This window comes from Fructilactobacillus carniphilus (assembly GCF_024029675.1).
GTDB classification, from domain to species: domain Bacteria; phylum Bacillota; class Bacilli; order Lactobacillales; family Lactobacillaceae; genus Fructilactobacillus; species Fructilactobacillus carniphilus.
Window position 1 is genome coordinate 899,767 of the sequence record NZ_CP097121.1, and the last position, 26,120, is coordinate 925,886.

The 26,120-nt window shown below is 46.6% G+C and carries 24 protein-coding genes; 2 read left to right on the plus strand and 22 right to left on the minus strand.

Features of this window, described 5'->3' with window-relative positions:
* Positions 1–191: 191 nt before the first annotated feature.
* The 18 genes from pnuC to M3M37_RS04680 form a co-directional block, all read right to left on the minus strand.
* On the minus strand, positions 192–926 hold the full coding sequence (gene pnuC / locus M3M37_RS04595; RefSeq protein WP_252794485.1) for a nicotinamide riboside transporter PnuC: 735 nt from the start codon (positions 924–926) through the stop codon (positions 192–194).
* An 82-nt stretch (positions 927–1,008) separates the two neighbouring features.
* Positions 1,009–2,493, minus strand: coding sequence for a lysine--tRNA ligase (gene lysS, locus M3M37_RS04600; protein ID WP_252795921.1), 1,485 nt, complete (start codon positions 2,491–2,493; stop codon positions 1,009–1,011).
* A 90-nt stretch (positions 2,494–2,583) separates the two neighbouring features.
* On the minus strand, positions 2,584–3,606 hold the full coding sequence (gene dusB, locus M3M37_RS04605) for a tRNA dihydrouridine synthase DusB (RefSeq protein WP_252794487.1): 1,023 nt from the start codon (positions 3,604–3,606) through the stop codon (positions 2,584–2,586).
* Positions 3,599–4,507 (minus strand): Hsp33 family molecular chaperone HslO, encoded by a 909-nt coding sequence (gene hslO / locus M3M37_RS04610; protein ID WP_252794489.1) that lies wholly within the window; start codon positions 4,505–4,507, stop codon positions 3,599–3,601. Before hslO ends, dusB begins: the two co-directional genes overlap by 8 nt.
* A gap of 74 nt (positions 4,508–4,581) precedes the next feature.
* Positions 4,582–6,657: an ATP-dependent zinc metalloprotease FtsH gene (gene ftsH / locus M3M37_RS04615; protein ID WP_252794490.1), complete on the minus strand. Its 2,076-nt coding sequence runs from the start codon at positions 6,655–6,657 to the stop codon at positions 4,582–4,584.
* A gap of 68 nt (positions 6,658–6,725) precedes the next feature.
* Positions 6,726–7,268, minus strand: a complete 543-nt coding sequence (gene hpt / locus M3M37_RS04620; protein ID WP_252794492.1) for a hypoxanthine phosphoribosyltransferase — start codon at positions 7,266–7,268, stop codon at positions 6,726–6,728.
* Positions 7,237–8,637, minus strand: a complete 1,401-nt coding sequence (tilS, locus tag M3M37_RS04625) for a tRNA lysidine(34) synthetase TilS (RefSeq protein ID WP_252794494.1) — start codon at positions 8,635–8,637, stop codon at positions 7,237–7,239. Before tilS ends, hpt begins: the two co-directional genes overlap by 32 nt.
* 52 nt (positions 8,638–8,689) lie before the next feature.
* The gene (locus M3M37_RS04630; protein WP_252794495.1) at positions 8,690–9,148 is read right to left on the minus strand and encodes a S1 domain-containing RNA-binding protein; all 459 of its coding nucleotides are present in this window, start codon (positions 9,146–9,148) and stop codon (positions 8,690–8,692) included.
* A 93-nt stretch (positions 9,149–9,241) separates the two neighbouring features.
* On the minus strand, positions 9,242–9,610 hold the full coding sequence (locus tag M3M37_RS04635) for an FtsB family cell division protein (protein ID WP_252794497.1): 369 nt from the start codon (positions 9,608–9,610) through the stop codon (positions 9,242–9,244).
* A 64-nt stretch (positions 9,611–9,674) separates the two neighbouring features.
* Positions 9,675–9,962 carry an RNA-binding S4 domain-containing protein gene (locus M3M37_RS04640; RefSeq protein WP_252794498.1) on the minus strand — a complete coding sequence of 96 codons (288 nt, stop codon included), beginning with the start codon at positions 9,960–9,962 and terminating at the stop codon, positions 9,675–9,677.
* On the minus strand, positions 9,952–13,479 hold the full coding sequence (gene mfd / locus M3M37_RS04645; RefSeq protein WP_252794500.1) for a transcription-repair coupling factor: 3,528 nt from the start codon (positions 13,477–13,479) through the stop codon (positions 9,952–9,954). Before mfd ends, M3M37_RS04640 begins: the two co-directional genes overlap by 11 nt.
* Before the next feature lie 23 nt (positions 13,480–13,502).
* A complete protein-coding gene (pth, locus tag M3M37_RS04650; protein WP_252794501.1) occupies positions 13,503–14,060 on the minus strand; it encodes an aminoacyl-tRNA hydrolase in 558 nt (185 codons plus the stop codon).
* Positions 14,061–14,150: 90 nt separating this feature from the next.
* On the minus strand, positions 14,151–14,504 hold the full coding sequence (locus M3M37_RS04655; RefSeq protein WP_252766279.1) for a type II toxin-antitoxin system PemK/MazF family toxin: 354 nt from the start codon (positions 14,502–14,504) through the stop codon (positions 14,151–14,153).
* A 32-nt stretch (positions 14,505–14,536) separates the two neighbouring features.
* Positions 14,537–14,773 carry a hypothetical protein gene (locus tag M3M37_RS04660; RefSeq protein WP_252794503.1) on the minus strand — a complete coding sequence of 79 codons (237 nt, stop codon included), beginning with the start codon at positions 14,771–14,773 and terminating at the stop codon, positions 14,537–14,539.
* A gap of 6 nt (positions 14,774–14,779) precedes the next feature.
* A complete protein-coding gene (gene alr, locus M3M37_RS04665) occupies positions 14,780–15,934 on the minus strand; it encodes an alanine racemase (RefSeq protein ID WP_252795922.1) in 1,155 nt (384 codons plus the stop codon).
* A 168-nt stretch (positions 15,935–16,102) separates the two neighbouring features.
* The gene (gene cshA / locus M3M37_RS04670) at positions 16,103–17,587 is read right to left on the minus strand and encodes a degradosome RNA helicase CshA (RefSeq protein WP_274705506.1); all 1,485 of its coding nucleotides are present in this window, start codon (positions 17,585–17,587) and stop codon (positions 16,103–16,105) included.
* A gap of 180 nt (positions 17,588–17,767) precedes the next feature.
* The gene (locus M3M37_RS04675) at positions 17,768–19,159 is read right to left on the minus strand and encodes a UDP-N-acetylmuramoyl-tripeptide--D-alanyl-D-alanine ligase (RefSeq protein WP_252794506.1); all 1,392 of its coding nucleotides are present in this window, start codon (positions 19,157–19,159) and stop codon (positions 17,768–17,770) included.
* An 89-nt stretch (positions 19,160–19,248) separates the two neighbouring features.
* Positions 19,249–20,046: a hypothetical protein gene (locus M3M37_RS04680; protein ID WP_252794508.1), complete on the minus strand. Its 798-nt coding sequence runs from the start codon at positions 20,044–20,046 to the stop codon at positions 19,249–19,251.
* A 233-nt stretch (positions 20,047–20,279) separates the two neighbouring features.
* On the opposite strand from M3M37_RS04680, the gene M3M37_RS04685 reads away from it, so the two are divergent.
* The gene (locus tag M3M37_RS04685; RefSeq protein ID WP_252795923.1) at positions 20,280–20,717 is read left to right on the plus strand and encodes a low molecular weight protein-tyrosine-phosphatase; all 438 of its coding nucleotides are present in this window, start codon (positions 20,280–20,282) and stop codon (positions 20,715–20,717) included.
* Positions 20,710–21,960, plus strand: coding sequence for a multidrug efflux MFS transporter (locus M3M37_RS04690; RefSeq protein ID WP_252794510.1), 1,251 nt, complete (start codon positions 20,710–20,712; stop codon positions 21,958–21,960). Before M3M37_RS04685 ends, M3M37_RS04690 begins: the two co-directional genes overlap by 8 nt.
* A gap of 59 nt (positions 21,961–22,019) precedes the next feature.
* Here the strand turns inward: M3M37_RS04690 and M3M37_RS04695 are convergent, their stop codons facing one another.
* From M3M37_RS04695 to rpoE, 4 genes are all read right to left on the minus strand, one after another.
* Positions 22,020–22,265 (minus strand): type B 50S ribosomal protein L31, encoded by a 246-nt coding sequence (locus M3M37_RS04695; RefSeq protein ID WP_252766286.1) that lies wholly within the window; start codon positions 22,263–22,265, stop codon positions 22,020–22,022.
* A gap of 103 nt (positions 22,266–22,368) precedes the next feature.
* Positions 22,369–23,640 (minus strand): UDP-N-acetylglucosamine 1-carboxyvinyltransferase, encoded by a 1,272-nt coding sequence (locus tag M3M37_RS04700; protein WP_252794512.1) that lies wholly within the window; start codon positions 23,638–23,640, stop codon positions 22,369–22,371.
* A gap of 99 nt (positions 23,641–23,739) precedes the next feature.
* Positions 23,740–25,359 carry a CTP synthase gene (locus tag M3M37_RS04705; RefSeq protein WP_252794514.1) on the minus strand — a complete coding sequence of 540 codons (1,620 nt, stop codon included), beginning with the start codon at positions 25,357–25,359 and terminating at the stop codon, positions 23,740–23,742.
* Positions 25,360–25,517: 158 nt separating this feature from the next.
* Entirely contained in the window at positions 25,518–26,075 is a 558-nt protein-coding gene (gene rpoE / locus M3M37_RS04710; protein ID WP_252794522.1) for a DNA-directed RNA polymerase subunit delta, read from the minus strand.
* Between the last annotated feature and the right edge of the window lie 45 nt (positions 26,076–26,120).

A 26,120-nucleotide genomic window follows, 5' to 3' on the forward strand; every position in this document is an offset into this window, starting at 1 on the left:
TTCTTAAGCGAATTGACTTCGCAAATGTTTAATTTTTAAACGCTAGTTTAAAAATTCCTTACACTTTTTGTAATCAAAATCTTGTTCAGTTTTCAAAGAACTACTCGGCGCTGCTCTTCAGCGCATTTATAATAATACGACCTCTACCGATAAAAGTCAACAATTTCTCATCATTTTTTTGGAAATCGATTCTAACTAGCAATTGGTCGTTTCCCAAACCAGCGATACGCACCATAAAGTCCGTTCACCAATTTAATCACTTCGAGCGCCAACATGGAAGCCGAAGCGGGACTCAAAACCTGAAACTGCCGATACCAAATAATCAAACTAACCACATCCCAGGTAATCCAAATCAGCCACTGCGACCGATAGCCTCCCAGCATTAAAAGCATCCCCATGACGCTCAATGGTAACAGACAAGCATCTAAATAAATCTGCGTGCCATGCAGCCGTTTACTAAAAAACAACACAATTAAATAGAGCAACGCTAGTCCAGCAATTACCAAGCCAATTTGCCATTTTTTCAATTTCCGCGGTTGTAAAAAACGTTGTTGCGTTTGCTGCTTGAGCTCCTTGCCCCACCAAAAAATGCCTAGGGTTTGGGTGACTAGATAATAGATATTCGTCGCCAAATCACCAATCAAGCGATTTTGCCAGTCAATCACTAAAAACAAGAGCGATTCAAAGATACCCCAGCTGTAGTTCGTAATTTTCCCTTCATCACACAACATTAAATTAATCACGCTAAAAATACTAGCAGCTAACGAGAGCCAGCCAATCACGCTAGTAAACTCCCGACTAATTGCAAACACCACTAAGATGATTACTAAGTTAATCGTTAATAACAGCTTGGTCGCTAACTGTAAATGACGTAGGTCAAAGGCATTCTCCCGCCAGCTAAAGGTTTTTTGGACTGCATCCCACATTGACATCGCTCCATCTTTTTTAAGGTAAACAAAAAACCCTTTAAGTTTACCCTAAAGAGTTTCGTTTTCATACTAATTTTACTTATTCGGAATCTTCTTCTGGACGCATGGTTGGGAATAACAAGACGTCCCGAATGGATGGGGCATCCGTCAAGAGCATTACCAACCGGTCAATTCCGATTCCCAATCCACCCGTAGGCGGCATGCCGTATTCCAAAGCTTTAACGTAATCTTCGTCAATGCCTTGAGCTTCGTCATTTCCGTTTTCACGTTCCTTAACCTGGGCTTCAAACCGTTCCCGTTGGTCAATTGGATCGTTTAATTCAGAAAAGGCATTCGCATACTCGTTCCCTAAGATGTATAGTTCAAATCGATCCGTAAAGCGTGGATCTTCTTCGTTCTTCTTAGCCAGTGGAGAAATTTCAATTGGGTGTCCGTACACAAAGGTTGGGTCCGTAATCGTTGGTTCCACAAAAGTTTCAAAGAAGGCGTTAATGATGTGGCCCACTTTCCAATACGATTCGTATTGAACATGGTGTTCGTCGGCTAGTTGCTTAGCTTCGTCATCCGTCATTTGGGGCCAAAAGTCCACGCCCGTTACTTCCTTAATAGCATCCACCATGTGAATTCGTTTGAACGATTGATCCAGGTTCACTTTTTGACCCTGGTATTCAACCTGACCGTTATCGCTAACTACTTTGGCTGCACTGCGGAAGATTCCCTCCGTTTCGTCCATCACGTCGTGGAAATCAAAGTAAGCAGCGTAGCTTTCTAATTCGGTGAATTCCGGATTGTGTTCCTTATCCATTCCTTCATTCCGAAAGACCCGACCAATTTCATAAACGCGACCCATGCCCCCTACGATTAACCGTTTCAGGTGCAATTCCAGAGCAATCCGGAGGTATAAATCAATGTTTAACGCATTGTGGTGCGTAATGAACGGTCGAGCAGAAGCTCCTCCTGCTGATTGATGTAGAACCGGCGTTTCTACTTCCGTAAAGTCCAATTCATCATCAAGGTATTTACGAATAGCCTTAATAATTTGAGCCCGCTTTTGAAAGCGGTCAAAGCTTTCTCGGTTCGAAATTAAATCCAAGTACCGTTGCCGGTATTTTTGTTCCTTGTTTTGTAGACCATGATACTTATCTGGTAACGGCCGTAATGACTTGGACAAGAAGGTCACATTGTTGGGTTTTACCGTTAATTGACCCATGTCGGTCTTAATCAATTCACCCGTAAAACCGAGAAAATCCCCGATGTCGGCCCGTTTAAAGATGTGGTACTCTTCATCACCAATTACGTCTTTTCGAACGTAAACCTGAATCCGGCCGGTTCGGTCGAGAATATCGGCAAAACCAACCTTTCCACTCCCCCGCTTGGCAACGATTCGACCCGCAATGGAAACCTGAATGTCCTTTTGTTCTAATTCGGCTTTTGAATATTGATCATATTCATCAGTCAAAGGTTGTGCTAACGCCGTCACCTTAAACCGGTGACCAAACGGATCAATTCCAGCTTCGCGGAGCTCGTTCATTTTTTCCCGGCGCACCCGCATCTGGTCGTTCATTTGGCGTTCTTGTTTTCTTTTTTGCTTCGGATCTTGTGCCACACTAATTCCTCCAAACTAAATAACTAGTTCAATTTTAACATAGACCAATTAGCCTTGTACGGCCGCCTGGCGTTTTTTCTGCCGGGCTTCGGTCTTAGCCACAAAATCATCCATGATTTGAATCATTTCAGCCTCGGTATCCGCACTCGTTAACGCCACTTTGGTCCGCGCAGAGTGCGACAACCCCTTAAGGTAGTAAGGAGCATGACCCCGGAATTGGTGGGCTCCCACGTATTCACCCTTGAGATCTACCAATCGGTGCAAATGTTCCTTGGCCACCGTCATTTGTTCCTCTACTCCCGGTTTGGGTAAAATTTCACCCGTTTCTAGGTAGTGGTTCGTCTGGGTCAGAATCCACGGATTTCCTTCCACGGCTCGCGCCATCATGACGGCGGTCGTCCCGACTTCATCTAGCATCTGTTGAGCCATTTGCGGAGTCGTCACGTCTCCGTTGCCAATGAATGGAATCGTCAAAGCGTCTGAAACTTCCTTCAAAATTTCCCAGTTAGCGTGGCCCCGATACATTTGTTCCCGGGTCCGACCGTGCATGGCCACGGCGGCAGCGCCAGCCTTTTCAGCCGCTAGCGCGTTTTGCACGGCGTAAATGTGGTCGTCGTCCCAACCGGTCCGCATTTTAACCGTAACCGGTTTGCTAACGGCAGCGGTTACGGCTGACACCATCTCGTACACTTTATCAGGATTTAAGAGCCAGCGGGCTCCGGCTTCACACTTAATGACCTTGTTCACTGGGCAACCCATGTTGATGTCAATGATGTCGGCCGCCGTTTTTTGATCAATGAACTTGGCTGCTTCCACCAGCGTTTTCTGATCTCCACCAAAAATTTGAATGCTCATGGGGTGTTCTTCAGCTTCCACGTTGGTCATATCCAACGTTTTCTGGTTCTTAAACATGATTCCCTTGTCAGAAATCATTTCACAAACGACTAGTCCGGCTCCAAATTTCTTACAGATAACCCGAAAGGCTGAGTTAGTAACTCCTGCCATTGGCGCCACCACCAACGGGTTATCAATTTGCACGTTTCCAATTTTCCAACTGCGATCTTTACTCATGATTGCCACCCTTTGCTTGCTTGTTCAAAATGTTTACTAAATCATCTTCAGAAAAATCATATTTAGTACCACAGAAATTGCAAACCACTTCAGCACCGTGATCCTCATCGATAATTTCTTGCAGGTCTTTGCGACCAATTCCCGCCAACCGTTGTGCAAATTTTTCTTTAGAACAATCACAGTAAAAGGAAACCGGCAGGTGTTGTAAGACCTTCACGTTCTCTGCACCAAAAATGACGTCAATCAAATGCTCTGGATCGCCATCTTCCTGTAAGGTGGTTGCAATTCCCGGTAGGGTCTTCAAACGGTTTTCTAATTTTTCAATCGCACCTTCGTCCGCGCCGGGCATCGTTTGAATCAAGTAGCCCCCGGCAACTTCCACCTCATTTTGCTCGTTAATTTCCACGGAAACTCCGAGTGCCGATGGAATCTGTTCTGACTTAGCTAGATAATAAGCAAAATCATCCCCAATTTTCCCGCTCACTAACGGCACACTACTAGAATACGGTTCGGTCCCACCGAGATTCTTTAACACCTCTAAGAAACCATCATCACCAACTCCGGCGGCCACGTCAATTTCACCAGTGTCCGTCCGGGGTAAATCCACATCGGAGTTTTGAGCGTAACCCTTGACGTGACCATCCGCATCGGCATCAATCAGCATCCCACCGACCGGTCCCTGACCGTTTAAGCGAATCGTCATCCCTTCCTTCCCCTTCAGAGCAGAATTAGCCAGTAATAAACTAGCCACTAACGCCCGGCCTAACGCTGCTGCTGAGGTACTTTGCAAGTGATGTGCTTGTTGCGCCGTTTTCACAACGTCAGTTGCATTTACAGCTAAAACCCGAAAATTTTGATCATTCGTCAGGGCTTTAACTAGTTGATCTTGCGTATTTGCCATCATTATTCCTCCATAAATTAGTTTAGCTTGATGCGAAAAGAGCGCAAGCATTTCTGCTTACGTTCTTTATCACACTATTCATCATCAGAATCATCATCGCCATGAATGGTAATGTCATCATCATGTTTGATTTCGTTGTTCAATTCATGAGCTTCCTGATTTTCCTTTGTTGTTGCCTTACGTTCGGCTTCCGTAAAGGTTTCACTTTCGTTTTCAGGCGCTTCATCTTCCGCCGGCATCTTCCCAGTCTTGTACAAGCTTAGAATTTGCTTTTCGTCTAACGTTTCGTACTTCAAGAGGGCGTCAGCAATGGCTTTATGTTGTTCACGGTGCTCCGAAATAATTTTCTTGGCCATCTGATGTCCTTCATCAGTAAAGTGCTTAACTTCCTCATCGATGGCGTTGGCCGTTTCCTGTGAGTACTTCGGTGCAGCATATGGATCAGCATTCGGATCTTCTAACGCAACTGTCCCTAACTTATCGGTCATCCCATATTGGGTCACCATGGCCCGGGCAATTTGGGTTGCCTGCTGGAAGTCATTGGATGCTCCAGAGGATTCGGAATCAAAGATGATTTCTTCGGCACTCCGGCCTCCCATCATTCCAGCAATTTGTTCCATGGCGTCCTTCTTAGACAACAATTGCTGATCTTCTCGGGGCAGCATGATGGCATATCCACCGGCGCGACCTCGTGGAACAATCGTAACCTTGTGAACGACCCGCGCATCGTTTAAGACTAGTCCCACAATTGTATGACCAGCTTCGTGATTAGCCACCACTTCTCGTTCGTGTTGGCTGATAACCCGGTTCCGTTTGGCTGGTCCGGCAATCACCCGATCTTCAGCTTCATCCATATCAGCAGCTGTAATCTCGGAACTATTCCGCCGCGCTGCCAATAAAGCAGCTTCGTTTAGCAAGTTAGCTAAGTCAGCCCCTACAAAACCAGGGGTTTGTTTAGCAATTTCCTTTAAATCGACATCCTTAGCCATTGGCTTATCTTTGGAATGAACCTTTAAGATTGCTTCTCGACCGCGCACGTCTGGTTGCCCCACGAGAATCTTTCGGTCAAACCGACCAGGACGAGTTAAAGCGGGATCCAGGACGTCAGACCGGTTGGTAGCAGCCATCACGATGACCCCTTCGTTTCCAGAAAATCCGTCCATTTCCACCAGTAACTGGTTCAAAGTCTGTTCCCGTTCGTCGTGACCGCCGCCCATACCGTTTCCACGGCGACGACCTACGGCATCAATTTCATCAATAAAGATGATGGCGGGAGCTGATTTTTTAGCTTCTGAGAATAAATCTCGCACCCGGCTCGCACCGACCCCGACAAACATTTCTACGAAGTCAGAACCTGACAGAGAGTAGAATGGCACACCGGCTTCCCCAGCAACTGCTTTAGCCAGTAAGGTTTTCCCAGTTCCGGGAGGTCCTTCTAATAAGACCCCTTTGGGGATTGTAGCTCCCAAATTAGTAAATTTCTTCGGATCCTTTAAGAATTCAACCACTTCGACCAGTTCTTGTTTTTCTTCGTCTTCACCGGCCACGTCCTTAAAGCGGACCTTACTTTCAACTGGTTTGGCCTTGGTCTTGCCGACCTTCATCACACCGCCAGGACCACCAGCCCCGCCACCAGCTTGTTTCATCATCATGTAAAACAAGTAAATGAAAATTAACAAGGGCAAAACAGAAACAATTAGGTTAATCCAAAACCCACTCGACTGCGTGGGCTTCGCGTTTACCTTCGCATTGTGTTGTTGGGCAACGCTATTAACCTCTTTAACGGTTGAATCACTTTTCACCAACGTCGTGGTAAAATTCTTGACCTTTACGCTAGCTTGATCAGATTTTTCCAATCCCTTTTTGGTTACCGTAAATGATGGAATGCCCCCTGATTTAGCAACTTTAGCCTTTTGGGGTTCCCGATACTGTCCGGTCACCTTATAAATTCCATCCGCCGATTCAATGTTAAAGTTACTTACTTTATTGGACTTTAAGTCCTTCATGAACTGGCTGGATTCAATTTTTTGGGATTTGGGTCCATTGCTGGTGTTTCCACCGGTAGCAAACAGGACAACCCCCATCGCTAACACAAAAGCAATGATATAAAACAGACTACTTCTAAAAAGTCCATTTTTATTATTTTTCATTTGTGTCCTCCAATTTGATTAAATTAACATACAAAATCTTATCACTTTTCGAAATGAGAAACGACTGATTAATCTTGATAAATTTCTGGTTTCAAAATTCCCACGTACGGTAAATTGCGATACTTGCCTTGGTAGTCTAGCCCATAACCCACCAAAAATTCGTTGGGAACATTAAAACCAACGTAATCGGCCTGCATTCCTTTGACCTGGCGGGCTTCCGGTTTATCCATTAACATGCAAACCCGTACCGAAGCAGCCCCTCGTTGTTTCAATAATTCCTTCAGATAGGCCAGTGTATGTCCCGTATCAACAATGTCATCGATTAAAAGAACATCACGTCTGGACACATCTTCATCAATATCTTTTACCATTTGAATATCTCCACTGGACTGCGTGCCTCCGTGGTAACTAGATACGTCAATAAAGTCGATATCCATGTACAAATCCATCTGCTTAATTAAATCTGCCGTAAAGGGAACAGCCCCTTTTAAAACACAAATGACTAAGGGCTTTTTGCCTTGATAATCCTGGGTTAATTGCTGTCCAAGCCGCTGACAGGCAGCCTGAATCTTTTGCTCACTATACAAGATGGTTTGGATATCGTCGTTCATCGTTTTTCCTTTCGTTTTTAATTGCTAAGAGATATTTATGCGCCCGAACGTCGTGCGCTTGATAACTTACTTTGAACCCAATTAAAGCTGCCACAAACTGAGTTGCAGTTTCTAACACCAAACAATGATTTCGTTGTTCTGCCGGTACCTTTTGGTTAATTAGAACCCGGCGAATTCGCTGCGAGTGCTGGTCAGGCAAAGCAATTCGATCGGTAGTTCGCCAGGATCTCGCCTGCAGGGGCCATTGTTGCTCTGTGAGCCACATTGGTTGTGTGTGTACGACGCAAGCAAGTCGTTGCTCTGGAGAAAATACCCCAAATTGTCCCTGACCTGGAAGTTCATACCAGTGGTTTAATACTACCATAAACGGTCCAACGGCTTGGTAATTTTCTGCTAAATTCGCAGATTTTTTTTGCAACCGCAGCGACTGGTATCGTTTTTTCAATTGCCAGCCTTGACCTAAGTCAAGTTCGCCCTGTGGCTTAGACCGTTTCAAGATGAGACGTTGCGCCGCCTGAACCTTGGCCGTCGTTAACGGCTGCTTCTGAACCCGCCGCCACAACACGGGTAGCAGGGATTCCAAAACCGGTTGATCCGCTGGTGTTAGTTGATAAGTCAACCCGCCAGAATCCTCACGGAGTCGGTCTGGGTCAAGCAAACGGTCGGCCAACAGCTCCGATTGTTGTTCTACCCGTTGCAAGTTGGTCGCAAACTGGGCCAAATGAGCGGTTGCTTGCGCATTTTCCCGCTGTAGTGCTGGTAACACGTGGTGGCGAATTCGGTTTCTCAGCACCCCATCTGCTCGATTAGTGTCATCTTCAAACCAGGTTAAGTGCTGGTCACGTGCATACGTCACTAACATTTGCTTAGAAACCGCTAACAATGGGCGAAGTAATTGACCGGTAAAAAAAGGCTGTTGCGCCTTTATTCCTTGAACCGCTCCCACGTCTCCAGACCGAGCTAACTTCATTAAAACCGTTTCGGCCTGATCATTTTGCTGATGCGCCGTCACGACCGCTTGAGCGTGTTCTCGATCCATGACCCGGTGAAAAAACTGGTAGCGTGCGGATCGCGCTTGGGCTTCCATTCCTTGCTTAACCTCTCCATGGTCCCAGTGCCACACGTACAAAGGCAGGTGGTGCGCTCCACAGTAACGTCGTAAGAATCGTTCTTCGGTTACACTGGCGGACCGCAACTGGTGGTTGACGTGGGCCACCACTAGCCGAAATTGGGATTGGCCTACCCGTTCTAAGAGATGAAGCAAGGCCATCGAATCCACTCCAGCAGAAACCGCCACAATCAAAGTTGCTCCGGGTTCTAATTGCGCAGCTTGTAAGTGATCCTGGACTTGCTGTTCTAACTGACTCATCGTTTCTCCTCAGACGAAAAAAGCCGAACCTAACCGGCCCTGCTTTAGTAATTTACTTGCGACGGCCACCACGACCGCCCCGTTTTCCTTCGGTATTCTTTTTAATTTCTGACAAGCGGGTTTCACTCTTCTTTAAAAATCCTGACAACATGTCATCAAATCTTTCGTCTTTCGTTTCCGCATGGTGAGGAGCCTTGGCATGCGCAGAAGCGTGGCGCTGAGACTTGGCAACCACTGGTCGTTTTGAACCATGCTGCTCCTCCGCCTGGTGTTCTGGCTCCTGAGCGGCTCGGATGGATAATCCAATCTTCCCATCACTACCCACTTTGGTCACTTTCACCTTTACTTCGTCACCGACCGCTAAGACATCATGAATATCTTTCACGTACCCATCTGCTACTTGGCTAATGTGCACCAAACCAGTTTGCCGGTTGCCTAAATCAACAAATGCTCCAAATCCGGTAATTCCGGTAACTTTCCCCGTAAGGATTTCTCCAACTTCAAGCGCCAAAAATTCGTTCCTCCTCAGTTAAATTATTAGCATTATAACATAAAATCACAAAGTCGTGAAAAAAGCGGAAGCCCGAGTAGGCTTCCGCTTTTTTTATTTCTTTACAAAGTGATAATTGGTTTCCCCTTTTTTCCCATAGTCGTACTTCGAATGAGCCAGAGCCTTCACGTAGTCTTGATTCTGCAATCGTTGGTCCCGTTTTTGCAACTTGCGCCGTTCTTGTTGCCGCTTTTGTAAAGTTGCTTGCTCCCGATCGATGTTATGATTCATTGAGCGAATTTGAGCATTCGTTGTAAATAGTTGGACTCCTAAAAAAACCAGTCCCACTGCAAAAACTGCAATTAACATGACGGCCCGCCGTACCCGACGTTTAACAATCTGGGGATTGCGACCTGGTTGATGAGGACGACGTGAACCAATTGCTTCATGCAACTGAGCCACGTTACTTTTTTCGTTGTTCACCAACTATCACCTCACCTTTAATTATTTTTCTCTTGTTAATCATGATACAACAAGAAATTGTACTTTACAATAATTCATCAGCTTCTTTTTGATAATCCCGTTGATATTCTTCGTTAACCACCTCATACATTGCAGTTGCATCTGTCTTTTTCGTGGTCTGCAAAAGTTGCAAGACCCGGACGGTGAGCGTTTTGTTTCCAAATTCAATCGTAACTTCATCACCGACGCCCACTTTACTAGCCGACTTTGCGGGTTTACCGTTAATCAACACTCGTCCTTGGTCAGCGATTTGCTTGGCTACGGACCGTCGTTTGATGATCCGGGATAATTTTAAAAATTTATCAATTCTCATGAACTTTTTCTCCTTTTTCTTGTGGTTTAGCTTTTTCCAACGCTTGAACGAGCTGATCCAATTCACTCAACCAATCAGCTTCTGCCATGGTGGGTTGAATGATCAGTTTTAGTTGAAAGCGACCAGCGACCATGTTAACCGTGGCCCGGAACTTTGTCGTGGCAATCGCGCGCAGTAAATCCTGGCTCTGGTATAGCTGCGAACCCTGCTTGCTCAGCGTAATCACAATCGTCTGACCGTCCCGTTTAATCTGATCAATCAGAGCATAGTCAGCCACCATTTTAATAAAATCAACGGTCAACAGGTTGGCAACAGCCGGCGGATACTCACCAAACCGGTCAATTAAATCACTTTGCAACTCGGTAAACTGTTCTTCACTATCTAATTGACGAATCCGCTTGTACAATTCGATTTTTTGCTGCGGATCAGCAATGTAATCGCTCGGCAGGTATGCTTCAATGCCTAGTTCCACAGTGGCATCCGTCTTAACTGGCTTGTGAGTCTTGCCCTGTTTGTTAGCGACCGCGTCGTTTAACATTTGAGTATACATATCGTACCCTACGGAATCAATGAAACCGTGTTGCGCGCGCCCTAGCACGTTACCAGCCCCTCGAATCGACAAATCCCGCATGGCCACCTTAAAACCCGACCCAAGTTCCGTAAAGTCCTTAATGGCTTCCAACCGGTTTTCGCCGGCTTCTGTCAGTACCTTGTTGGGCTGATACATAAAGTATGCTTGTCCGACCCGATTACTCCGACCGATTCGCCCCCGAATCTGGTACAACTGGGATAGTCCCATCCGGTCAGCATCCTCAACAAACAACGTGTTCACGTTTGGCATGTCTACCCCAGTTTCAATGATGGTAGTAGTGACCAGCACGTCATAGTCGCCGTTCATAAAATCGTATAAAATTTGTTCCATTTGGTTTTCGGTCATCTGACCGTGAATGTAACCAATTCGCGCGTCCGGAATCAGAGTTTGGAGCTGGTCCACCTTGGCTTCAATGTCCTTGACCCGGTTATGCAAGTAAAAGACCTGACCGTCGCGTTGCATTTCACGCCGAATTCCATCCACAATCGTCGCGTCGTTTTGCTCCATCACGTAGGTTTGAATGGGATACCGGTTAGCTGGTGGCGTTTCAATCACTGACAAATCACGAACTCCCATCATCGACATGTTCAAGGTTCGAGGAATCGGTGTCGCCGTCAAAGTCAAGACGTCCACGTTTTGCTTCAGTTCCTTCAATTTTTCCTTGTGCTTGACTCCAAACCGCTGTTCTTCGTCCACAATCAATAACCCCAAGTCGTGATACTGAACGTCATTGGACAACAACCGGTGGGTGCCCACCACAATGTCCAGTTTGCCACTCTTTAGGTCGGCTAAAGTTTGTTTCGTCTGGCGCGCACTGTTAAACCGGGATAACACCCCGATTTCCACCGGAAAGTTTTCAAAACGATTCGTCAGCGTTTCGTAGTGTTGTTGAGCTAAAACAGTGGTTGGTACCAGGAAAGCAACCTGCTTGCCCGCTTCCACGGCCTTAAACGCCGCTCGCATGGCAACTTCCGTTTTTCCGTACCCCACATCCCCCACTAACAAGCGGTCCATCGGGTGGGGTTGTTCCATATCATGCTTGATTTCCGATGTACTCCGCAATTGATCTGGAGTTGGTTGGTAAGGAAATGCGGCTTCAAATTCTAGTTGATAGTCATCGTCGTCTGGAAAGGCAAAGCCTGGGGTGTGTTCCCGCTTAGCGTAAAGTTCGACCAACTCATCCGCCATGTCGTCAACTTTTTGGGCCACTCGACTTTTGGTTTTGGCCCATTCGTTGCTGCCAAGCTTATTTAAGCGGGGATGTTGATCCTCTGCCGCCACGTACTTTTGAATCAGATTTAACTGCGTAACCGGAATAAAGATGTGTGCGTCTTTTTGGTACGTAATCGTCAAATAATCCTGGTGCTTCCCATCAACTTCCATGGTTTGCATTCCGTCGTAGCGCCCAATCCCATGATTGACGTGTACCACGTAGTCCCCCGGCTTTAAGTCGGTATAACTCTTAATTCGTTCCGCATTTGTAAACCGTTGCTGCCGCATCCGTCGCGGCTTAGCCCGTTCGTTAACCCTTTGAAAGAGTTCGTGTTCGGTAATCAGCGCAAAGTTGGCGTCGGGGAGTTCAAAACCCAGCGTTAAGTCTCCCGTCACAATTTGCGCTTGATCTGCAACTAACTGATCAACACTGGTGGCCGTCAGCTTCATGTTAAAGTCCTGAAAGGTCTGTTGGACCTGCTGAAGGCGTTTAGAATCAGTGACCATCACCACCACCGTCGTTAGACCAGCTTGGTAACGTTCCATTTCTGTCTTCAACAATGGCATCTGGCTAAAGAACCGTTGCATTGGCCGGACCGAAACGTTAATGATGTCATCCAACCGCATCCGTCCCAATCCCTTTTGAAACAATGATAGGAGTAGCCACGGCTGCTGGCTGGCCCGTAAAACAGTAGTTAAATTTAAACTAACTGGTTGGTTCGCAAAGAGTTGGTGTTTCTCTTGGACCGATTCCTTCCAGTTGGCTTCATCCTGTTCTAACTGTTGGTTAGCATCACGAATTCGGGCATAGTCGTCAAAAACCACAACTCCTGTTTGCGGAAGGTAGTCTAACAACGACGTCTCCTTAGCAAACAAAAAACGCGCGTACACCTGCCACTCCGGATTGGTTACCTTGGTTTTTAAATCGCTAATTAAGGCATTAATATGGTCCTCGAGCGGCTCGTCCGTCACCTTTTGCAGTTGTTCCTGTAGGACAGTAATGGCATGTTCCCGATCACTAGCCGTCGGTAAGAAATCCGTAGCTGGTAAGATGGTAACTTTTTCTAGATTTTTAATGCTGCGTTGGCTGGCCGGATCAAAGCTCCGCAGTGAATCAATTTCCGTGTCAAAGAAGTCTAAGCGCACGGGTGATTCGGCATTTAATGGATAAATATCAATGATCGAACCTCGGACCGCAAACTCACCAGGAACAGCAACTAAGTTCTTGCGACTATAACCCATTTCGGCTAGTTGTCGTTGTAGCTCAATTAAATCAAAGTCCGCCCCAATTTTGACCACCAACCGGGCAACCGCAAAGTCAGCTGGACGAGGGAGGTCCCGTTTCAAACCAGCGGTTGAAGCGACCACAATTACTGGTTGATCCCCCTGCAATGCCTCCAAAGCCTGAACCCGTTCGGACCGAAACTCAGGCGAACTGGTCGCCACCTCCGCTGCAATCAATTCTTCAGCTGGAAACAGGAACACGGGAACGTCTAGCGGTCCTTCACTAAACTCCTTAACTGCCTGTTCGGCATGTTCCAAAGTATCCGTCACGTACAGGAACGGTTGCTGCTGATCTAAAACCAGCGTTTCTAACAATAATTTTTGGGCAATGCCACTGGTGCCAGTCACTAACTGACGAGTCTGGGGCGCTAGGTTCGCCTGAATTTGTTGGTACTGTGGTAATGCTTGAAAGACGTTCGTTAATTCCACAACAATCCTTTCTGACCCCCGGCCTAGTTAAATTGATTCTCGAGTTTGGGGAAGTCCGTCCCAGCGACCCATTCTCCTAGGGCTTGGGTACTATGATCTAACGCTTCAGCCAGTGGTCCCTGTTGTTCCAAACTAAACCGACTAAGCACGTACTTCACAACGCTCTCTCGTTTCGGATGATCGATGCCAATCTTAACGCGGTTAAACTGGTCGGTTCCTAAGTGCGCAATCAAACTTTTAATGCCGTTGTGCCCTCCAGCTGAGCCGTGGGTGCGGAGCCGAATCCGCCCCACGTGTAAATCCATATCGTCATAGACCACCACAAGGTCGTCTAACGTCAACTTATAAAATTTTATCAGTGGACCGACGGCACGCCCTGATTCGTTCATGTAAGTCGTTGGTTTTACCAACAGCACCTTTTCACCATTCACCATCCCACTTGCCAAGTCTGCTTCCATTTTATGTTGGGTAAAACTCAGTTGATGTTCAGTCGCAAACTGATCCAGCGCCATGAATCCCGTATTGTGGCGAGTTCCAGTGTATTGGGCCCCCACGTTTCCTAATCCTACAATCATTTTCATCTTATTTACTCCTTTGTTCTCTAAATATTAGTAACGCCGAAAAAGAGACTGGTTTATTTTCCACCCTCTCTTTCGTTATGTATAGACCGTTTAATCAGTTCCCACGCTCAAGGACAGCGCTTGGTTCACGCGGTCCATGATTGAGTCCGCCAAATGGGTCACCTTATCGCGTAATCGTTGTTTGTCAATCGTCCGAATTTGTTCTAGTAAAATCACTGAATCTCGTTCAATTCCGGTTTGTTTGGCAGCAATGGCAATGTGAGTCGGCATCCGCGGCTTACTGATTTGCGCTGTAATCGCCGCTACAATCACCGTGGGACTGTAGTGATTCCCAATGTCATTTTGAATCACCAACACCGGGCGTAACCCCCCTTGCTCTGATCCCACGACTGGGGACAAATCAGCAAAAAAAACATCACCACGCTTAATGGACGTTTCCCTCATTAAATCTAACCTTTCGTTCTTAAAGTCTGTGGTTATTGCATTTCGTCGTAATATTTATTTAAGTTAAAGATTGACTCGTACTGACAGGCCGAAAACTCATCCACAATCCGCTGGTTTAAACCGGCCATTGACTGGTAGCCATACGCCATCTGGTTCACAAGCGGATTAAGATTAAAGCGGGCCGACGCTACAGAAACCACTCGGTGGTCCCACATCCAGTCGGATGGCATCGGAAATAAAATCTGACTAGCAGTTAAACGGTAACTCATGGTCAATCACCTCGACTCCTTAGTTGCTAAATTAGTTTGATAATACACCCGTGGCAGTCGTTGCGAAAAGCCACAGGCCAATTCATAATGAATGGTTTGACACTGCTCCGCCATCTCCTGCAGAGTAATGGTGACACCGTGATCGGTTCCAATCAAGGTGACGAGCGTATGCACGGGGACAAAATGCGGTAACTTCACCATCATTTGATCCATGCAAACTCGCCCCACAATTGGACAACGTTCCCCGTTTACCAAAACAGAAAAACCCTGTAACGAGCGGCGTAACCCGTCTGCATATCCCAGCGGAATCGTGCCAATCCAGGTGGGTTCGGTAACCGCATAAGTGGCTCCATAACCAATCGAACGACCCGGCGCTACCTGCCGCACAGACACCAGTTCTGAGGTTAAGCTCAGCGCTGGTTGCAAGGAAAACGGAGGTTTGATGGCAGTTCCCGACGGATTTAATCCGTACATGGCAATGCCATAGCGGACTAAGTTGGCCTCCGGCACTGGATGCCAGAGATCAGCAGCCGAATTGGCTACCGAAACATAGCGGGGCAACCGCTCAATGGCGGTTACCATGGCACGAAAGTTCCGCAGCTGAAAGTTAAAGTACTTTTCATCAGGGCTATCAGCAGTTGCGAAATGGGTGTATAACCCCTGCCAGTCAAATTCAGTTTGTAACTGCTGAAAGCAGGCATCAAAGTCGCGTACCTCAGCGGGATTTTGCAGTCCAATCCGCCCCATCCCACTATCTAAGGCTAAGAAAAATTTAAGCGGTTTTTCAATGCGGAGCTCGTGTTTTAAACGAGCCGCAACTTGTAACCACGCTGCGTCTGCCACCGTGACCGTAATGTCATACTTTGCAATTAGGTCTACCTTGGTTTCGTCCGTGAGCCCTAACACTAAAATCGGTTGGGAAACAAAACCGGCCTGCCGTAACTGAATCGCTTCATCTAAGACTGCTACACAAAAGCCAGTGGCTCCAGCACGTGAGGCAACTTGCGCCACTTGAACCGCTCCGTGACCGTAAGCATCCGCTTTGACAACCGCAAATAGTTCCGTTCCCGGTTGCAGGCGCGTCACGGCGTTGTGAACGTTTGCTTCGATTGCAGTTTCGTTAATTAAAATTTGTCCGTTTCGATTCCGTGCAACGACCATCATGTTCTCCTCATTCGTTAAATTGTTATCATTATATCATTTTCAGTGCGTGAGCGAAGAACGGAGCTCAAGGCTACTTCGCAGAAATACGCGACTGGCAATCATTTTCCGTTAGTTGCAGCTAACAAAAAAGTCCTTTAGCTTTTCAACTAAAAGACTCCCGTTTATTTAGTGTTTATTCTTAATCACAAAGTTGTTTTTACGACTGTGATGTTGTTCACCGTGGTCGCGATGCTCACGATGATCATTGCGACGTTTGCCGCGGTAATTACTGGATCCACCCCGACGATTGTTCCGCCGATAGCCACCACCGTGGCGACCATTCCCGCGACCACCATGACTCTTCAACGGCCGTTCGGGTGTAATGTGGACCTTCACCTGGTCGCCAGAAAGTTCATTTAACAAGGCAGCCACTAAGTCTAGACTATCATATTGGTCTAATAACTCTTGGGCCACGCCGCTAAAGCGACTGGTATCGGTCTTTTGTACCAACTTAGCAACGTCATCCTTGGCAAATTTAAGTTGACCAGCTAGGGCTTCATCAGCCGTAGGTGGCTTCAATGGTAACATCCGCACCTTGGTCAGCTTTTCAATTCCCCGCAGATAGCTCATTTCGCTCGGCGTAACGAACGTTACGGATGTTCCATGGTGTCCGGCCCGACCAGTCCGGCCAATCCGGTGCACGTAACTCTCAGGATCTTGCGGAATATCAAAATTATAAACGTGGGTTACCCCAGAAACATCAATTCCCCGAGCAGCTACGTCAGTAGCAACTAGATAGTTAATTTGATCGCGTTTAAATTCGTTCATAATCTGAGTCCGCCGGCTTTGGGTTAAATCACCGTGTAATCCAGCTGCTTTGTAACCACGGGCAACTAATCCCTTGGACACTTCATCCACCCGCCGTTTGGTCCGACAGAAAATAATGGTAACCTTTGGTTGGTTTACATCAAATAACCGCGTCATCGTATCAAACTTTTCATTGTCCCGAACCTTCACGTAGTACTGATCCACCAAATCAGTTGTCAGCTCCTTAGCCTTAACCTTGACCTGCTTCGGATCCGTCATGAACTGAACCCCAACTCGTTTAATTGGAGCAGGCATCGTAGCTGAAAACAGCATTGTTTGGCGATTTTCAGGAGTTTGTTTAATGATTTTTTCGATGTCTTCTAAGAAACCCATGTTTAACATTTCGTCGGCTTCATCGAGAACCAAGAAACGTACGTGGTCTAACTTCAGCGTCCGGCGTTGGATGTGATCCAACAACCGTCCAGGAGTTCCCACGATAATCTGGGGCTTCTTCTTTAAGTCATAAATTTGTTTGCGGATATCGGAACCACCGTATACCACTTGGGCACGAGCTCCTTCTCCCTTTCCCAACTTTTGAATCTCTCGTTGGGTCTGGATGGCTAATTCCCGAGTCGGGGAAATTACTAATGCCTGCACGTCCGGATTGTTAACGTCAATCCCCTGCAAAATGGGCAGAGCAAAAGCCGCCGTTTTTCCGGTTCCCGTTTGAGCTTGGCCGATCACATCTTCCCCGTTTAAAGTTAAGGGAATCGTTTGGGCCTGAATGGCAGTTGGTTCCGTATATCCGTTGGCTGCCACTGCTTCTAATAGGCTAGCTGTTAATCCTAATTCTTGAAAATTCAAATGTGTTCCTCCTACTTGAAACATCAGTGTAAATTCAATTCCGTTCTTGAAAAAAATCCGTTTTTCGCGTTTCGAGCGGAATCTGATTTACTAGTTATATGCTAATAATACCGATTAATCGTGCTTAATTTTTAAAAAAACAACTCCTCCAGCATACAACAAAAGTCAAATTTAATCAAACTATTCGTTATCGGGGCTTGTTAAAGTAGTGAGGATTTTTTCTAAGTGCATTCCGTGACTGGCCTTTAAGAGAACCTCATCTCCGGGGGCAATGTGGTGACGTAAATCCTGCGCTAATTCTGGCAGTTGATCTGCGGAATAGTGAAATAGCGTCTGTTCCGGTTGGTAGCACTTCGTGAGCGCCGTAAATAAGGCAGTCATTTGCGTTCCAACTAGAAAGACTAGCTCAATTGCCTGGGAATCAAATGCATCTGCCAAACCGGCGTGCATTTGTTCAGCATGATCCCCTAATTCCAACATATCTCCTAACACCACGATCCGTTTTCCGGTTAATTCAGTGTTAGAAAAGGCCTGTAAAACAGCTCGGACCGCGGTGGGGTTGGAATTGTAAACATCGCTTAGAATTAATTCACCCTGGTTCCCCTTCACCCATTCTGCTCGATTAGCAGTTAAATTCGGATGCGCTAAGCCACTGCGCAAATTAGCGGGCGTCACCTTAAGTAGCTCCCCCACACTCAGCGCAGCTAGGGCGTTGTTCACGTTGTAATCACCGATGAGCGGAATCGTGAATTCAAAGTCTTGCCACCGGTTAGTCTGAAAACGCGTTGCTTGATCACTTTCCTCGATTTGGGTGGGGTAAATATCGTTAGTTCCCTGCCGTCCAAAGGTAAAGCGGCGCAAATCTTTATCCAGCGGATGGTCAGCTAATAACGGTTCATCGCCGTCGTACACAAAGACCCCGTCGTCGGGCAATCCATCCGTGATTTCTAACTTGGCCTCTGCAATCTTGGCCCGGGTCCCAAAGAACTCAATGTGAGCCTCACCAATCATCGTAATGACCGCGATGTCAGGATTAACCAACTCACTCAATCGATGCAATTGTCCTGGCCGATCCATTCCCATTTCGACCACCAAGACCTCGGTGTTTGAATTCATCGATAAAATGGTGATGGGCACGCCAATTTCGTTATTAAAGTTATCTTGGGTTTTGGTCACGTTAAAAGTGGTCTGCACCACTCCCGAAATCAGGTCCTTCGTGGTGGTTTTCCCGTTGCTACCGGTTACCGCCACCACTTTCGGATTGATTTTGGCCAGGTAGTATTTGGCTAGGCGTTGTAAGGAGGCCAGCGGATTCGCCACAATGATGACCGGAAAATCGGCTGGTGCATCTGTAACACGTTCCTCGGCCCATAAGGCTGCTACTGCGCCATGGTCAATGGCACTTTCTATGTAATCATGACCGTCCCGGTCTCCTTCTAGCGGAACAAACAAAGCGCCTGGCTTTAAATCCCGACTATCAAACGCTACAGAAGTAACTTCAAGTGAAGTCGCTGTGGCTGGCCGTAATTCTCCTTCAACCGCACGGGCGATTTCATCTAGTCTCATTTTCATAAATTAATACTCCTAATGGGTGCAAAATCACTGCATAAACTGCAATTCGTTTCATTATAACATTAATGGTTTTAAACCCGATTCAACCCCTAAACGAAATCGTTTAAATCGGTTCCTTCAGGCTGTTGATCAATGGTAATCGTCCACTTGTTGCTCATTGTGTTGTAGGTCAACGTGCCGCCCGGACGCGTCTCGGCTTTGAGCTGGGCTTCACTACTCCAAATCACCTTTTCCGGCTCCGTTTTCTTCAGAAAAATCGGCACCTCAAACTTCCGGTGGTTTTCCTTCGTGAGGTCAAAGGCTAAAATCATGCCCCGGCGACTCAATTGCAGCAATTGATCCAAAAGCGGTTGATCCAGGTCTTTAATTGGTAACGGCCGGGCAAAAATTCGCTTGGAATTCCGAAACTCCCGCAGGTGGCGTTTGATGCTTAACGCCAAGATGTGATCCTGTTCGGCAAAGTCTAAAAAGTAAACCCGTTTAAAGCCGTTATTACCGCCCACGTAAACGATTTGATTGCGCAATTTACCCAAGAAAGGAGTCCGTCGGTAAGTGGGAATGCCCATGTGTCCAAGGTACAACAGATCAGCAATCTCACCGTCCGTCAGCGAGTCAATCCCATCCTCGGTTTGATAGTTAATCCACTTGTTATTATTCTCTGAACCTTGTTCCCCCAGAATGTACTCACGCACCTGATTACGTCCTACTACTAATGGAAACTTAGCGTGGGAGTTATACCGATTGGATCGTTCAAAGTCATCGTTTAACAATAAAATACTATGTGGAATTTCACTAACTCCATTAATAAAGTCGGCAGCTGTAATGCCCCAGGCCACGCCGAAACGTTCGGTGACACTCACGCGTAGATAAATGAGATTGTTTAGCATGTGCTCACCCCTCAATAATTCAATCGTCTCCAATTATACGCCCTCGCAGCCTAGAAAAAACAGAAATTGATGGATTTCTTCTCGATTTACCGCTCAAATAATCAAAACAATGCCGTTTTCAAGCTGAATTTGCTATCATGGATATTACGAAGCATTTTTTTAGATTGGAGTGAATTAACGTGAAACCAACTAACGTTCTATTCGTTTGTTTGGGTAACATTTGCCGCTCGCCGATGGCAGAAGCCATGTTTCAACGGTTAACGACAGAAGCAGGCGTGGCGGATCAATACGTCATTTCGTCAGCAGCGACTAGCGACGAAGAAGCGGGGAATCCACCCCATCCAGGGGCGCTCCGGACGCTTAAAAATCACAACTTGGATGCCAGCAACCATCGCTCGCATCCCCTGACGCAGGCGGACTTAAAAAACGCTGATTACATCATTACCATGGACGAAGCCAACCTCGCAGACATTCAACAAAGGTTACCGGAAACGGAGCAAGCAAAGGTCCACCTCTGCATGGATGTGGTTCCGGGCCAAGCCGGAGTTAGCATTGCTGATCCTTGGTACACCCATAAATTTGAAACCACCTATGACATGCTAGCTGCGTCCCTACCGCTCTGGTTGGACCAGCTGCAACAAGCACGACGGGAGGCGAGTGCATATGAGTGAGACGGAACAGTCTGCCGATAGCGAAGCCCCCTTTACGGTGCCCAAAAAGATTTGGCACCGGAATTTAATCGCCCTCTGGGTGGGTCTCTTTTTAACCAGTATGGGCTTCAGTGAGTTAATGCCCTTTCTTTCCTTATACATTGAAACCCTAGGGAATTACACCCACAGTGAACTGAGCCTATACAGTGGACTCGCCTTTTCAGCGTCCTTCATTGTAGCAGCGGTCGTATCCCCACTTTGGGGCAGTTTAGCCGATCGGTACGGCCGGCGGCTAATGCTGTTGCGAGCTTCACTCGGAATGACCATCTGTGTGCTGTTGATGGGCTTTGCCACCAACGTTTGGATGATTATCGGACTGCGCTTCATTCAAGGAATCTTTTCGGGGTACATGCCCAATTCCAACGCCCTGCTAGCCATTCAGGTGCCGAAGAAGGAAAGCGGGAAGGCGCTCGGAATTCTCTCCACCGGAGGAGTTTCTGGTGCATTATTTGGTCCCTTTCTGGGCGGGATTTTGGCATCCGTCTTCAGTTATCGGGTCACCTTTTTCATCACGGGCAGTTTGATGCTAGTTGTTTTCTTTGTCACGCTGTTCTTTGTCAAGGAGAAGTTTCAACCCGTCGCCAAAGAAGATAATTTACACACTAAAGAAGTCATTCACGTCCTTCCCCATCCCAAGTTAATCTTTGGAATGTTTGTGACGACGATGATCATTCAGGCTTCCAACAACTCGATTTCTCCGATTCTCTCTTTGTACGTCAAACAGATTATGCACGGGAGCCCCACGGTAACCTTCTTTAGTGGGGTAGTTGCTGCAGTGCCCGGAATTTCCACCCTCGTGGCTGCTCCCCGCCTCGGGGCCATCGGAGATCGAATTGGCTCTGAAAAAATCATGATTTTTGGCTTTATTCTAGCCATCTTCCTCTACGTTCCAATGGCATTTGTGACGAACGTCTGGGAACTGATGATCCTTCGCTTTCTGTTAGGCGTCTCTAACGCCTGTATGCTACCAGCGGTGCAAGCCATCATTGCCAAGAATACGCCGGCGCAGGTGACCGGACGGATCTTCAGTTGGAACCAGTCCTTTCAGGCGGTCGGAAACTTTAGCGGACCCATGATTGGTTCGGTCGTTTCCTCAATCTTTGGTTACTCTGGAGTGTTCATTTCCACGTCAATCTTGGTGTTCTTAAACCTGTGTCTGGTTCTCAATGATACGAAGGCCCTCCGCCGGACTCATCAAGCGTAATTAATGCTAAAGAAAAAAGCTTCTTCCAAAATGGAAGAAGCTTTTTTGCTGGCTTAACCTTAGTTGGCAAAACCGTATTTTTTGTTGAAACGATCCACAGCTCCGTCGGCTTGAGCAGTCTTTTGTTTCCCAGTGTAGAATGGGTGGGAATCAGAAGAAACTTCGACCCGGATCAATGGGTAAGTCTTACCGTCAATGTCAATCGTTTGATCTGAAGTAGCGGTTGAGCCCGTAATAAACTTGAAGCCCGTACCTGAATCTTGGAAGACTACTTCATGAAAATCTGGATGAATTCCTTTTTTCATAATAATCTCGCTCCTTTGCCCTGAATTTATAAAACCCAGAGATTGATTTCAAAATTCTCAACTTTTGTAGTGTATCACTAATCTAATTTCCGTGCAACCGCGCCTAATCGAGCTGGGTAATCAGTTCGACATCCGCATGCAAGTCAATTAATTTCCGTTCAATGTTATCGTATCCACGTAAAATATTATCGCTTTCTTCCACAATTGTTTCCCCATCAGCCATTAACCCGGCAATCATCAGCGCCGCTCCGGCCCGAATCTCTCCAGCGGCAACAACCGCTCCGTGTAACTCAGGAGTGGGATGCACAATAATCTGATTGCAATCATTGACGCTAATCCGCGCCCCTAACTTGCGCAGTTGAGCAATGTGCTTTTGCCGTTGGGGATAAATCGTATCGGTAATGACGCTCTCACTGTTTGCCGTTAATAATAATGGAGTTAACGGTTGTTGCCAATCCGTCGCAAAGTTGGGAAATGGCGCCGTGGTCACATTTACCCCCCGCAGTTTCCCCGCTTTTTGTACGTAAATGGTATTGTCGTTAATCGTTAGCTCCACACCCATTTCCCGCAGTTTCGCAATAAATGGTTGCAGGTGCTCCGGAACTACGTTCTTAATCAGAATGCCGTCTCCAACCGCTGCTGCCAGCGAAAGGTAGGTTCCCGTTTCAATCCGATCCGGAATCACAGTGTGGGTTTGCTGTTGGTGCAGGTGATCCACGCCTTCGATTCGAATCACATCCGTGCCGGCTCCTGTAATGTGAGCGCCCATTTCGTTTAGAAATGCAACTAAGTCCACAATTTCAGGTTCCCGAGCCACGTTATGAATGGTGGTAACACCCCGCGCCCGTGTCGCTGCCAAAATGGCATTGATGGTGGCTCCGACAGAAACCATTTCAAAGAAGATGGGGGCTCCGACAAGTCCATTTTCGGTGGCATCAATGTATACGGTGTCTCCGTTTTCGGTTACGTGAGCTCCCAACGCCTCAAAGGCCCGAATGTGTTGGTCAATTGGCCGGGGGCCGATGTTATCGCCCCCGGGGAAACTAACCACGGCGCGATGAAACTTGCCTAACAACGCCCCCATAAAGTAGTACGACGCCCGTAACTTTTTAATTGCTTTACTGGGTAAGTGACCAGTTTTAATTTCAGTAGGATCGATTTGTAACACGCCATCCGCAAAATAGGATGAAACGTTCATTGATTGGAGAATTAACATTAGATTATGAACATCGAGAATGTCTGGGACCATATCTAGTTTAACCGGGTTGTCGGCGAGGACAGCCGCTGGAATCAGCGCGACAACGCTGTTCTTGGCTCCGCCAATCGTCACTTCCCCGTGTAAGGAATGACCCCCATGGATTTTCATAATACTCATTGTCTTTAATCCTCACTATCTTACTTGATTGTCACGTCTTCAATCATAAGTAAAACCAGCGTGGATTACAACACATTCCCCAAATTGAAGGCAAAAATTTTATTTATCAGCGTGCGCTTGGTGATTCTTAGCAGTGGCAGCCACAAAAGCTTTGAATAATCCTTCTGGACGGTTCGGCCGTGATAAGAATTCTGGATGATATTGAGCTGCTACAAAGAATTGTTTATTAGGAACTTCAACCACTTCGACTAGCCGGTCATCTGGTGAGGTTCCAGCAATGACTAACCCGGCATCTTCCAATTCTTGTCTAAAATTATTATTGAATTCGTAACGGTGCCGGTGTCGTTCTGAAATTTCTGACTGGTTATCATAAGCAGCGGCCGTTTGGGTGCCCGGCGTTAACTTAGCTGGGTAAGCTCCCAAGCGTTGGGTTCCTCCCATTCCAGAAACATCACTTTGGTCAGCCATCAGATCAATCACATTGTGCTTCGTATCTTGATCAAATTCCGTGGAGTTCGCATCTTGGTAACCCAAAACGTTTCTAGCGTACTCAATCGTCGTCACTTGCATTCCGAGACAAACCCCCAAGAACGGTATGTCGTTTTCACGGACGTAACGAATGGCCGTCACCATTCCTTCAATTCCCCGACTACCGAAGCCACCGGGAACAATCACGCCGTCAAAACCAGCTAGTACATCAGCCACGTTTTCATCCGTAATTTTTTCGGCGTCGATGTTCGTAATCTTCACGTCCACATCCGCAGCGTATCCCGCGTGCCGTAATGCTTCATCCACCGAAATGTAAGCATCCTTTAACTTAACATACTTACCCACTAAAGCAATGTTAACCGTGCCACTTAAATGCCGGATGTGGTTTTCCAACTTTTTCCAGTCTTCCATGTCTGCCTTGGGAATCTTCATTTTAAAGTGCGCCAAGATTTGGTCATCCATGCCTTGTTTTTGGAAACTTAATGGTAATTGGTACAAGTTTGGAGCGTTAATTGATTCGATGATGCTCTTTTCGTTCACATCACAGAACATGGAAATCTTTTTCTTCATGCCTTCGGGAATTTCTCGTTCCGAACGTAAGACCAACATGTCGGGTTGAATCCCAACACTCCGAAGTTCCTTGACGCTGTGTTGGGTTGGTTTTGATTTCATTTCCCCAGCTGCTTCCAAGTAAGGAACCAACGTCGTGTGAATGTAGTAGGTATTGTCATAACCGACTTCGTTGCGCATTTCCCGAATCGCTTCTAAGAACGGTAACGATTCAATGTCTCCGACCGTCCCCCCAATTTCTGTAATGACTACGTCAGCATTGGTCGTCTTGGCAGCCCGCATGATTTTTTCCTTAATCATGCCAGTAATGTGCGGAATGACTTGCACCGTGGCTCCTAGATAATCACCGTGACGTTCTTTTTCCAGCACTTCTTGGTAAATCTTTCCGGTTGTAACGTTTGAATACTGGTTCAAATCGTTATCAATAAACCGTTCATAATGACCTAAGTCCAGGTCAGTTTCAGTTCCGTCGTTCGTCACAAACACTTCTCCGTGTTGGTACGGATTCATGGTTCCGGGATCCACGTTAATGTACGGATCAAACTTTTGGACCGTCACGTTTAACCCCCGGTTTTTTAATAATCGTCCGAGCGAAGCTGAAACAATCCCCTTTCCGAGTGATGAAACTACACCACCGGTTACAAAAATATACTTTGTCATATCAATCGACTCCCATCTAATTAAAAGTGCAAGAAACAATAAAAAAAGCTCCCCATACATAGCCAGTAGGGGAGCTTTGGATTCGAATGCTTTACAATTTGTAAAGTGCCCAAGAATGATGATAATAAAAAAATTGTACGCCGTCAAGTTTAATCTTCTTAATCGTCGTCCTCGTCTTCGTCGTCATCCTCATCATCTTGAAGTTCTACGTCGTCAATGTCGTCATGAACTTCTTCATCTTCTGGATCATCGTTGTCGTAATCAATGTCATCATCATCGTCAACGCTGTCATCGTCATCATCGTCGTAATCAACAACGTCGTCCTCGTCTTCTGGATCATCATTTTCGTAGTCAATCACATCGTCTTCATCGGATGCATCAGCCAAGAAGGCGTTAATTTTGTGCCGTTTTTTGGTCTTCGGTTGGTCATCACCTTCACTGGCCGTGGCCTCGTCCACGGATTCATACGGATACCACGTCCGCAATCCCCACACGTTGTTGCCCAGGGAGATAAAACTACCGTCGACGTTCAAGTCCGTATAAAATTGCACGAGCTTGTCCTTAATTTCATCATCGCTAAAGCCCGTGTATTCTTGAATAGCATTTACTAAATCAGGAAACTGAATGGTTTTGCCCCGATCGGCCAAAATGGCATGGGCAACTTCAATCATTGATAGTTCATTTTTGTTGGTTTCATCGAGCTTTTTTAGTTCCAAATTAGACACACGCCTTTCTAGTTTACCGTTACACTTAATAATACT

Excerpts from the sequence above, each read along its gene's own strand:
- M3M37_RS04675 (WP_252794506.1), bottom strand. The coding sequence starts at position 19,159 with ATGAAAATGAGACTAGATGAAATCGCCCGTGCGGTTGAAGGAGAATTA.
- M3M37_RS04655 (WP_252766279.1), bottom strand. The coding sequence starts at position 14,504 with ATGAGGGAAACGTCCATTAAGCGTGGTGATGTTTTTTTTGCTGATTTG.
- pth (WP_252794501.1), bottom strand. The coding sequence starts at position 14,060 with ATGAAAATGATTGTAGGATTAGGAAACGTGGGGGCCCAATACACTGGA.
- hpt (WP_252794492.1), bottom strand. The coding sequence starts at position 7,268 with ATGAACGACGATATCCAAACCATCTTGTATAGTGAGCAAAAGATTCAG.
- M3M37_RS04660 (WP_252794503.1), bottom strand. The coding sequence starts at position 14,773 with ATGAGTTACCGTTTAACTGCTAGTCAGATTTTATTTCCGATGCCATCC.
- tilS (WP_252794494.1), bottom strand. The coding sequence starts at position 8,637 with ATGAGTCAGTTAGAACAGCAAGTCCAGGATCACTTACAAGCTGCGCAA.
- M3M37_RS04685 (WP_252795923.1), top strand. The coding sequence starts at position 20,280 with ATGGCAGAAGCCATGTTTCAACGGTTAACGACAGAAGCAGGCGTGGCG.
- ftsH (WP_252794490.1), bottom strand. The coding sequence starts at position 6,657 with ATGAAAAATAATAAAAATGGACTTTTTAGAAGTAGTCTGTTTTATATC.
- M3M37_RS04700 (WP_252794512.1), bottom strand. The coding sequence starts at position 23,640 with ATGAGTATTATGAAAATCCATGGGGGTCATTCCTTACACGGGGAAGTG.
- M3M37_RS04690 (WP_252794510.1), top strand. The coding sequence starts at position 20,710 with ATGAGTGAGACGGAACAGTCTGCCGATAGCGAAGCCCCCTTTACGGTG.
- pnuC (WP_252794485.1), bottom strand. The coding sequence starts at position 926 with ATGTGGGATGCAGTCCAAAAAACCTTTAGCTGGCGGGAGAATGCCTTT.
- M3M37_RS04680 (WP_252794508.1), bottom strand. The coding sequence starts at position 20,046 with ATGCTAAACAATCTCATTTATCTACGCGTGAGTGTCACCGAACGTTTC.
- dusB (WP_252794487.1), bottom strand. The coding sequence starts at position 3,606 with ATGAGTAAAGATCGCAGTTGGAAAATTGGAAACGTGCAAATTGATAAC.
- M3M37_RS04705 (WP_252794514.1), bottom strand. The coding sequence starts at position 25,359 with ATGACAAAGTATATTTTTGTAACCGGTGGTGTAGTTTCATCACTCGGA.
- M3M37_RS04640 (WP_252794498.1), bottom strand. The coding sequence starts at position 9,962 with ATGAGAATTGATAAATTTTTAAAATTATCCCGGATCATCAAACGACGG.
- M3M37_RS04695 (WP_252766286.1), bottom strand. The coding sequence starts at position 22,265 with ATGAAAAAAGGAATTCATCCAGATTTTCATGAAGTAGTCTTCCAAGAT.
- hslO (WP_252794489.1), bottom strand. The coding sequence starts at position 4,507 with ATGGCAAATACGCAAGATCAACTAGTTAAAGCCCTGACGAATGATCAA.
- lysS (WP_252795921.1), bottom strand. The coding sequence starts at position 2,493 with ATGAACGACCAGATGCGGGTGCGCCGGGAAAAAATGAACGAGCTCCGC.
- alr (WP_252795922.1), bottom strand. The coding sequence starts at position 15,934 with ATGGTCGTTGCACGGAATCGAAACGGACAAATTTTAATTAACGAAACT.